At 47.6% G+C, this 9951-nt stretch carries 10 protein-coding genes; 5 read left to right on the top strand and 5 right to left on the bottom strand.

Annotation, left to right across the window (positions count from 1 at the left end; all coding sequences use genetic code 11):
- Window positions 1–31 precede the first annotated feature (31 nt).
- Complete coding sequence (locus ACRJJO_RS13010) at window positions 32–193, top strand: hypothetical protein (protein WP_431066150.1); 162 nt, start codon at window positions 32–34, stop codon at window positions 191–193.
- A 7-nt stretch (window positions 194–200) separates the two neighbouring features.
- Here ACRJJO_RS13010 and ACRJJO_RS13015 read toward each other — a convergent pair whose 3' ends face one another.
- The gene (locus ACRJJO_RS13015) at window positions 201–998 is read right to left on the bottom strand and encodes a UDP-2,3-diacylglucosamine diphosphatase (protein WP_431066151.1); all 798 of its coding nucleotides are present in this window, start codon (window positions 996–998) and stop codon (window positions 201–203) included.
- A 368-nt stretch (window positions 999–1366) separates the two neighbouring features.
- Between ACRJJO_RS13015 and ACRJJO_RS13020 the strand changes: the two genes are divergently transcribed.
- From ACRJJO_RS13020 to ACRJJO_RS13035, 4 genes are all read left to right on the top strand, one after another.
- A complete protein-coding gene (locus ACRJJO_RS13020) occupies window positions 1367–2227 on the top strand; it encodes a DUF3014 domain-containing protein (RefSeq protein WP_431066152.1) in 861 nt (286 codons plus the stop codon).
- Window positions 2228–2476: 249 nt separating this feature from the next.
- Entirely contained in the window at window positions 2477–2716 is a 240-nt protein-coding gene (locus ACRJJO_RS13025; protein WP_431066153.1) for a hypothetical protein, read from the top strand.
- Window positions 2717–2889: 173 nt separating this feature from the next.
- Window positions 2890–4260 carry a nucleotide 5'-monophosphate nucleosidase PpnN gene (gene ppnN, locus ACRJJO_RS13030; protein WP_431066154.1) on the top strand — a complete coding sequence of 457 codons (1371 nt, stop codon included), beginning with the start codon at window positions 2890–2892 and terminating at the stop codon, window positions 4258–4260.
- Between the two features lie 470 nt (window positions 4261–4730).
- Window positions 4731–7742, top strand: coding sequence for an EAL domain-containing protein (locus ACRJJO_RS13035; protein ID WP_431066155.1), 3012 nt, complete (start codon window positions 4731–4733; stop codon window positions 7740–7742).
- Window positions 7743–8192: 450 nt separating this feature from the next.
- Here ACRJJO_RS13035 and ACRJJO_RS13040 read toward each other — a convergent pair whose 3' ends face one another.
- The 4 genes from ACRJJO_RS13040 to ACRJJO_RS13055 are packed head-to-tail and all read right to left on the bottom strand — an operon-like array spanning window position 8193 to window position 9740.
- On the bottom strand, window positions 8193–8570 hold the full coding sequence (locus ACRJJO_RS13040) for a hypothetical protein (RefSeq protein WP_431066156.1): 378 nt from the start codon (window positions 8568–8570) through the stop codon (window positions 8193–8195).
- Window positions 8571–8611: 41 nt separating this feature from the next.
- Entirely contained in the window at window positions 8612–8965 is a 354-nt protein-coding gene (locus tag ACRJJO_RS13045; protein ID WP_431066157.1) for a hypothetical protein, read from the bottom strand.
- 51 nt (window positions 8966–9016) lie between these two features.
- Window positions 9017–9529, bottom strand: a complete 513-nt coding sequence (locus ACRJJO_RS13050; protein WP_431066158.1) for a hypothetical protein — start codon at window positions 9527–9529, stop codon at window positions 9017–9019.
- Between the two features lie 34 nt (window positions 9530–9563).
- Window positions 9564–9740 (bottom strand): hypothetical protein, encoded by a 177-nt coding sequence (locus tag ACRJJO_RS13055; protein ID WP_431066159.1) that lies wholly within the window; start codon window positions 9738–9740, stop codon window positions 9564–9566.
- Window positions 9741–9951: the final 211 nt, after the last annotated feature.

A 9951-nucleotide genomic window follows, 5' to 3' on the forward strand; every position in this document is an offset into this window, starting at 1 on the left:
GCGCCAGACGTGTGAGCTATGGCGGTTTTTCTTGAAGAGTCTGATAACGGTGCGTTTGATTTGGTTCGACGCCTTGAGCATGATCGACAAGCCGATGACCATGGTCGGCAGACCAAGCGGAACCGGCAACGGAAAAAGGATGAGTCCGGCGACAAAGATAGTGCCGCCGACCGACAGAGAATGGTTTTTTTGAGCACCGATTATGCCGCTTGCGCAAGTCCGGTGTCTTCGTTGACGGCATCATCGAGCAATACATGGCTATCTTCGAGCCAGCGTACGATAGTGAGTGTTCCGTGCTCATCCTCGGTTAGCGCGGTGCAGCTTTCGACCCAATCGCCGCAATTGCAATAAGTTTTATCGAATTCCATCGTAGCGATATCGGCATGATGAATATGGCCGCAAATAATGCCGTCCACTTTGCGTTTTTGCGCCTCAAGGCTCAAAATGTGCTGATAATTGGTCATAAAGCTGACCACGTTTTTAACTTTGTGTTTTAAAAACGCGGATAAAGACCAATATTTATAGCCCAATCGAGTACGGACGGCATTGAACCAGCGGTTGACCAGTAACAAGACTTCATAGGCTTCGCCGCCGATATAGGCTAGGCTTTTGTTATGACAGACGATGCTGTCGAATTCATCGCCGTGCAAAACCAAAAATTTACGGCCGTCTTCCGTGGTATGGACAGCATTCAGTTGAATATCGATGCCGTTGAAATGCATACCGGCATGCTTACGAAATACTTCGTCGTGGTTGCCCGGAATATAGATCACCCGGGTGCCGTTTTGCGCTTTATTGATGATGCGCTGCACAATATCGCTGTGCAGCATCGGCCAATAAGCGCCGGTTTTGAATTTCCAAAAATCGATGATGTCGCCGACCAAATACAGATAATCGGATTCGGTATGATCGAGAAAGTCGCGCAAATATTCGGCTTTACAGCCCCGGGTGCCTAAATGCGTGTCGGATATCCAAATGGAACGGTAATGTAGTTTCATTGTAATAGATCCCAAATGCGGTAGATGGCGGCTAAACTACCGGGATAATGTTACAACTTGTTAACCGTTCGATGACGTTTCCATGAAAGACTAGGGATTTGATAGGCTAACCGCAAAACACGTCTGCTATTCGGGAGTTGCGAGTTGTGTTTGACGAAAATATGCCAATTCCAAGTATTCCTGAGATGAAAATACAGGTAAGTATTCAGACCACGTTGGCAAATTACTGCAACTCAGGCGTAATTATTGGCCTCCTCCTTTGAAAAAGGGGAATTGAGGGTGGACTTATTTAAAAACCTCCCCTAGCCCCTCTTTTTCAATGAGGGGGACTGAATGCTTAAAAATACATAATAATAAAGGGGGAGAAAATGGGGCGCTATGATTTGTATCAACGAAGAAAACCGATCGGAATGATCGTTTTCTTGTTAATACTGCTATTAATTATTGCCGGGGGCGCATGGCTATATTGGCGTTCAATGCAGACGATTGAATCTGAGGTGGGTTTAGAAACTTATGAGCTGCCGGTTCCCTCGGCAACAAAACTTGATGAGACGTCGACGCCGGACTTACTCTCGGATAACGAATTAAAAAAAGATATTGAACAAGCCGATACAGAAGAAACGGCGCCTACCCCTTTACCCAGCCTCAAAGAAAGCGACGACTTTATCGACAATAAATTGACCGCATTATCGCCTGAACTTGCCTACTGGTTGAGATCGGACGAGCAAATTCGTAAGATTATTCTGATAATCAACGACTTTTCTCAAGGCCAGCGCCTTCATAAGCACATGCGTTGGCTAAACTTGGATGAACCGTTCATTGCCGAGGAAGACCAACAAGGACTTTATCTTCCGTCCAAAAGTTATCAGCGTTATAACGCTTTCGCAGAAGCAATCGACTCGACCAACGTTCATGATGTTCTGGCGCTTTATCAAAAAGTCAGACCGCTTTGCCAAGAAGTCTTTGCGCAATTCGGTTATCCGGACAATTATCGATTAGAAGATTTGATCAAAAAAGCAGGCGCCGAAATTTTATCGGCACCAGTGATCGAAAAGCGAATTGCACTGGTGAAACCGTCGGTATTGTATCAATTTGCCGATAAGGATCTGGAGGCGCTTAGTCCCGTTCAAAAACAAATGCTCAGAATGGGGCCGCAAAATACCCGTATCATTCAAAATAAATTGCGTTTATTGATCGAGGCCTTGATAAACATGAATGATGCGAATTAAAAATGCCGGATTTAACCGATTAACCATACTCCCTTTTGATCTAAAAACCGTCTAAGAATAAAAGGTATGGGATGTGTCTATCGAGGACCGCCGTGCCCCCTCCATGGTGGCTTGACGGCAGCGATCCCTGCTGCCGACATCCTCGCTAGCCACACCCCACACCTTCATAAAGTTAGCCATTATTTGAGTATAAAGGGAGTAGAATCAATGTACGATAAACAATTCCTGACGACTAAACCAATTTAAATAATGACCGATTTATTACCTCATTTGCATATAGCCGGATTGGTTGTGCTAATTCTGCTGGTTATGCTATGGACACTACTGCCGTTTGCCGTGTTTGGGATCAAGGCGAAGCAAGACCGGCAAACGCGTATTTTGCGATCCATTTTAAAAGAACTACGCACGCTTAACGCCGGGCAGACACCAGTTGAAAACGAAATATCTGAACAAGAAATAAGCTGCGAAAATAAGCATAACGGTGATTGATTCAGTAAAATCGCGCCGCCTCTGATTTTTGGTATACCTATTGCCATTCAAACTTCGGCATTAGCGTATGGTGGCTCCGGGGTGCCCGCCAAAGGACGCCGTGAATCCAGCACCTAAATTCCATAGCCTATGGACTATATTTTAAGAACACCGCAACACATCCTAAGGAAAATATGAAACACGATGTCGTAGACGCAAGAATCTCTCCGGCCGGCCACTTAGCCGTTTTGTCCAAGACCGAAGTCAACAAGTTACTTGATACCAGTCAAGGCGGGCTTTACCGCTTACTGCACAATTGCTCGCTCGCGGTGTTGAATTGCGGCAATTATATGGATGACGGCAAGGAACTGCTCGAACGTTATAAATCCTTTGAAATACGCGTTATTCAAGAAGAGCGCGGCATCAAGCTCGAAGTCAAAGGCGCACCGGCCACCGCATTCGTCGACGGCCACATGATCAAAGGTATCAAAGAACATTTGTTTGCCGTTTTACGCGACATTATTTATGTCAGCGACGAGATCAACGATAACCCGAAATTCGATCTGCAAAGCTCCGAAGGCGTGACCAATTCGGTTTTTCATATACTGCGCAATGCCAATATCTTGAAAGCCGGTAAGCTGCCGCAATTGGTGGTTTGCTGGGGCGGTCATTCGATTTCGCGCGATGAATACGATTATTCGAAAGTGGCCGGTTATCAAATGGGCTTGCGTGGCCTGGATATTTGCACCGGCTGCGGTCCCGGCGCGATGAAAGGGCCGATGAAGGGCGCAACCATTGGTCATGCCAAGCAGCGTATCGGTACCGGGCATTATATCGGTATTACCGAGCCCGGCATCATCGCCGCCGAAGCGCCGAATCCGATCGTTAACGATTTGGTGATCATGCCGGATATCGAAAAACGGCTCGAAGCCTTCGTCAGGGCCGGTCACGGTATCGTCGTATTCCCGGGCGGAGTCGGCACAGCCGAGGAAATATTATACTTATTGGGTATTTTGCTGCACCCTGACAACAAGGACATTCCGTTTCCGCTAATCTTCACCGGGCCGGCACACACCGAGGAATATTTCAAGCAAATCAACCGTTTTATCGGCGAGACCTTAGGGCTGGCCGCGCAACAACGTTACAAAATCATCATCGACGATCCGGCCAGGGTCGCTCGAGATATGAAAGAGGGTATGCAGCGGGTACGCGAATTTCGCCAGCAGCGCGAAGACGCTTATTATTTTAACTGGGGCTTAAAAATCAGCCCCGAGTTTCAACAACCCTTCAATCCGACCCACGAAAACATGGCCGCCTTAAAATTGCATAAAGATCAGGAAAGCCATCTGTTAGCCGCGAATCTGCGCCGGGTTTTTTCAGGTATAGTCGCCGGCAACGTTAAAGACGACGGAATTAGAGCGATAGAACAGCACGGCCATTTCGAGATTAAAGGCGATGCCGAAATCATGGGGCCGGTAGACGAATTGTTGAGCGCGTTTGTCAATCAACAACGCATGAAACTACCCGGCAAAACTTATAAGCCGTGTTATCGCATCGTTAAATAAACCATCGAAGTTGCCTGATGCCTTGTCGATGCTATAGTTTTAGAGACTAGGCTTGGCACGAACGGTCTACAGCAAATTCTAAGCGCTCTTTTACTGTGAAAGTTCGCAGTTTTGCATTCCTTATCTAATTTTTCGATATGCAAAAGACTGCTGTACAAATGCCGGTACCGAGGAGGGTGTGGTTGCTCGATCGACAGGCATCGGCGGCAGGGAAAGCCGCCGTCGAGCCCACGTGGACGTATTCACTCAGCACCTAAATCCAGCACCTAAATTCCATAGCCCATTGGCTATGTTTAATATCATGGCTAATTTAGGTGCTGGGTTCACGGCGTCCTGTCGGGCGAGTGACCGCACCCTCCACTACCAGAGAACTTTCATTTGCCGGGGAGATGGCCAGGTCTTCATGAACGTTAGGTTTATAGAAAAACACACGAAGCCGAAAAATAAAAATAACAATTAGGAGCTCGTTTATGAATACCTTATCGCCGGTCATTCAGGCGCATATGACGGAAATCTATCTGGTTTACGGAATGGCTTTTTTATTCCTGGCCGCGGCGATTTATTTGCAGCCCAAGGATAATTCGGTGCTGCCTTTTTCGACAATACTGGTTTGGCTGGCTCGCTTCGGAATCTTGCATGGCATTAGCGAGCTTCAATGTGCCTGGGAGCTAATTGATGGTTCCTTAAATGAAAAAAATTCCTTGGTCGGAAACTTATTGAGCTTCGCTTCCTTTTATGCTTTGTTCGAATTCTCCCGACGCTTTTGGCTGGTGCTAACATGTAATTCGGAAAACAACCGACGTCGATTAAAATACATCCGTTTATTACCCGTTGCTTCCCTACTCATTGCAGGAATAACGGCGGCCCTATCGCAAAATTACGCCGCTACATTCGATAGCGGCATTCGCTATTTGCTCGGATTTCCCGGCGCGGCTTCGGCCGGTATCGCGTTTTTGGTTTACGAATACCGCAACCGACCGTATTTAAGTACGCTCAAACTCAACTTTGCAATGCTGTTGGCCGGCTATAGTCTGGCTTTTTATAGTTTCTTTACCGGATTGGTCGTTAACGCCCCTTGGTTTGCAACACAAAGCCTTGTCGACGCCCGAATATTTTTGGCGACAACTGGAATTCCTATCGAAGCATTTCGCACCTTGTGCGCTTTGGCCTTGGCGCTGGCGACCGGCATTATGCTGTATCGAGTTAATGTCGAAAAACATCGTAGGGAGTTTCAAGCATCGGCGCAATTGGCCGACTTAAATGCCCGCTTGGAAACTACAGTTACTGCTCGCACCATACAATTAGAGCGTGCCAATGAAAAATTGCAACAGGAAGTTGAGGAACGGCGAAGTATCGAAGAATCGCTTCGGCAAAGTCAAGAAAACTTGAATCGTGCCCAAAGTGTTGCCCATATCGGCAGTTGGTATTTAAATCAGGCCGATAACGGCTTGGAATGGTCGCCCGAGACTTATCGGATATTTAGCGTGCCGCCGGGCATGCCGTTGACCTATGAAGAGTTCTTGGAGCGCGTGCACGAGGACGATCGAGCGTTTGTCGATCAAGCTTGGCACGCGGCTTTATCCGGTGCCGAATACAATATAGAGCACCGAGCATTGATAGACGGCAAGGTCAAATGGTTACGCGAACGAGCCGAATTGGAATTCGATCGGCAACGAAAAATGATTGGCGCCGTCGGTACCGTGCAAGACATTACCCAATTGAAACAAGCCGAATTGGCCCTTCAACAATCCTTCGAAGATTTGAGCCGCGCCGAACAAAAACAAAGGGAGTTACGCATCGTTGCCGAAGCCGAACAAGGCCGGATGGCGGCATTGTTATCGGCGATGAGTATCGGCATTTTATTCGAAGACAAGGCCGGCGCCATCGAATACGTTAATCTTGCCTTTCGCAGAATGTGGGCCATAGAAGACGATTTGGACCCGGTTGGACAATCGACTCAATTCGTATTGGAAAATTCGACGCACCGGTTCGCGCGGCCCGATCATGCTTCCAAATACGTGTTGAAAGTCCTGGATACGCATGAAATCAGCGAACGTTTCGAAATGGATCTCTATGACGGTCGCATTCTGACCCAAGTTTCTTATCCGGTGACCGATACCGAGGGGCGAATTTTAGGCCGCTTGTGGATTTATGAAGACATTACCCACGAGCGGCAAACCGCTCAGCAATTGCTTTATTTAGCCGAGCACGATGCGTTAACCGGACTTTACAATCGACACCGTTTTCAAGAACAGCTTGATCAGATGATTGCGATGGCGCGCCGCAATCACGATAAATTCGCGTTGATTTATTTCGATTTGGATGAATTCAAATACATTAACGATAACTTCGGTCATCGAGCCGGCGACACCGTGTTGGTGCGGATTGCCGGCGAAATTTCGGTGGTTTTACGCGAGATTGAGATATTCGCGCGTTTGGGCGGCGACGAGTTTGCGATATTGAGCTATCTACATCCGCAAAACGACATTTCGGTGTTGCCGAATCGGATTAATCAAGCCGTCGCGTCGATTCCGTTCCGGTTTCGGGGCACCAATATTCGTCTTACGACCAGTGTCGGGTTGGCTTTTTTTTCGGAACACGGAGAAACGGTCGAGGAATTAGTGGCTCATGCCGATACCGCGATGTATCAGGCCAAAGCCAACGGAAAAAACACATGGGCGGTTTACGATCCTAAGCGGGACGACTCCGGCGCGGCAATGGAAAGAATGTCCTGGCGTCAACGCATCGAACAAGCTTTACGACAAGATTTGTTGGAACTGCATTTTCAAGGCATCTATCGAGTCGAGAGCGGTCAACTCAGTCATTTCGAAGTACTGGTTCGCATGCGCGATTCGCAGCATCCCGAGCAATTAGTCATGCCCGGCCAATTTATCCCAATCGCCGAAAATAGCGGGCAGATACTGGAAATCGACCGTTGGGTTTTACGGAGCAGTATTGCCTTATTAAGCGAAAATTCAACTTTACCGTCCTTGGCGGTTAATATTTCGGGACGCTCGTTCGACGACCCCGAATTGCCGCAATTTATCCGCGCTTGCTTGGAAGAAAACCGAGTCGACGCGAACCGCTTGATCATCGAGTTGACCGAAACCGCTGCGGTTTCGGATATCCGCGATGCGCAGCGCTTTATCGAAGGCATTCGCCAAGCGGGTTGCACGGTCTGCCTGGACGATTTCGGCAGCGGCTTTTCCACCTTTGCTTACTTAAAATATCTCGAAGTCGATATTTTAAAAATCGACGGCATGTTTATTCGCGATTTGCCGAATAACAGAGAGAACCAGGTTTTTGTCAAAGCGATGGTCGGTATCGCGAAAGGCATGCACAAAACGGTGTTGGCCGAATTTGTCGAGGATGCGGCGACCCTGCAGATGCTCAAGGAACTCGGCATCGATTTAGCCCAAGGCTATCATTTAGGCCGGCCCAGCGCCGATTACGGAAAATCAATCGAAAATCGCGCGACTTGACGGTGATTTGACCGACCTAGATTCAAATTTTCCTGGTTGTTAAAACACAAGTATCTACACAAATCGTTAACTCGGCAGGGATTGCCGTCCTCGATAGTGCCGCCTTGGTACGCATGCGTACACTCAGAGGTTTAGCAAATGTGACTTCGATACTAATTATTGCCACCTAACATACCCGGCTTCGAAATCGCGACGAAGGCGTCGCTCCCACAGGGGCGACAGACGCTCTGTAGGAGCATTCCCCCTGATCGCGATCGAAGTCGGTTCGGTTGGGGATCAATAAAAGCTATCTAGGCCGTAATGGTTAAAGTGCCGAAAGTCCCCAAATGGTTACCATGCACTCTGTGCTCATCGTTATATATGAATTGGGTACGCGGCGCGTACCCTACTGCTAATGGATAGAACATCAAGCTCTTCGCAGGCTGATTTCGAGTTTTTAAGAATGATCGATCAGTCAGTAATCTTAATTAGCCAGCCGCCCGTACCTTTGCAGCGGTTGCGGCCGTCGGCGCTGATGGCGATTCTGGCATAGGTGTCGCTTAAGTTTTCAGGCAAATTACCCGAAACTTCATAACCAATGCCTTTTTCGTTGATGATAAGTTCGACAGGTTGTTTTTTTACGGTCACTTTAATGCTATTCGGATCGCTAACGCCGGATGCGCTAAACGAAAAGGCCGATTGCGCGGGAACTTCCGATTTTTCGGCCGGATTGAAGTCGCTGAAGCGTGGCTTATCGCAGGATTTGGTGCTACTGCTGCTACCGTAAGCCCAACAGTTGGTTGCAGCTGTCATTAAGACAAGTGTTCCGATCAGTGCTAGTGATTTCATGATTCCGCCTCGTGTTGTTATTTTAATTGTGCTTGGGTCGATTAGGACTTGAACAATTTGCCGAATAGGCCTGTTTCGTTAATTAACTGTTCTATGCGCTGTTTTGCGGCGACTCCGAATGACGAACCCGGTTCTTGTTCGATCAATTGTTCGAGTACGGCTTGACTGTTTTTATCCAACAATTCGATCGCTCGCATTCGAACCGACGGGTAATGGGCTCTTAATGCGGCCAGTTCCCTGAGATAAGCATTGCTTTCGTTTAGTAGTTTGAGTAGGACTTTTTCGGGATCGTCGGTGAATAAATCGCGAACCAGATTGCCGTAATGTTGTTGTTCGCGGACTAGCTCCCGTGGATCGACTTTGTGTATTTCGGTAGGGTCGTCGCAACAGCTCATAACATGTCCTCCGCTTAATGGTTGGAGTATTCGATTCTACACACCCCTTACTCAAAAGCAATCGCCATATTCCATGACCAACAAACGGCAATCGAAAAAACTATTCGGATAATAAGCGCTAATGACGAAGCGCAAAAAACAGTCGAATAAAAAATACAGTGTCAATGTTTTCGCCAAGGTGCTGGCGAACCGGTAGCGGGTATATTTCGCACACCGCCAGACCGATACGATCCACCAAATCACCGGAATGAAGAGCATGCCATGTACCGTTTTCCAACTGGCGATCGTAAACGTGACGTTCATGATTCGGTAATCGATATAAAGAAAAACGCCGTTCACGAAAATAAAAAAAGGCCAAAATGCCTTCCATAACGGCGCCTGTCCCAACCAGATGTTTAATAAGGCTTGGTAAGGCGTGGGCGCCGCCGGCCATGCCCTATCGTAAAGCGCTTCTCGCGTGGAAAAATGAACGAGTAACAACAGCGAGATCAGAATGAGGACGGTTTCGATCGGACTGATGAAATCGGTAAAGGTAAATAGAGTCGGCAAGCTATTGATGAACATGAGTCGCTTCCTGTATTAATGGTTCTGATGCGAATTATTCCCCTTTGATCGGCTGACCGATAATGCCTTGTTCGGCAAGCTTTTGTGCCTCGCGCGCTTGTTCCTTGCGTTGTTCGGAATAGAGGGTTCCTATCACTAAAAAAAGCATTAACAGGATATAAATGATTGCCGTTAAGCGTCTTACCTTTTTAGCTTGTTCGGTTTCGTTCATTATTTAATCGTTCCAAAGTTCGTATTTAATAGCCCAATGATGCAAATATTTTATACAGAGCCTCCGATAAAAAAGGCTATAGTAACCCTCAAGAGCATTAGTTTACAGTCTGCGCTTGATATACGGTCAAAACGTTTTCTGGTTCCCATGGTCCTCCGCTCATCGTTATACATAAATTGTAGGGTACGCTGCGCGTACCAAAGCCGTGCCC

It is taken from the genome of Methylotuvimicrobium sp. (genome assembly GCF_050611805.1).
Taxonomy (GTDB): Bacteria; Pseudomonadota; Gammaproteobacteria; order Methylococcales; family Methylomonadaceae; genus Methylotuvimicrobium.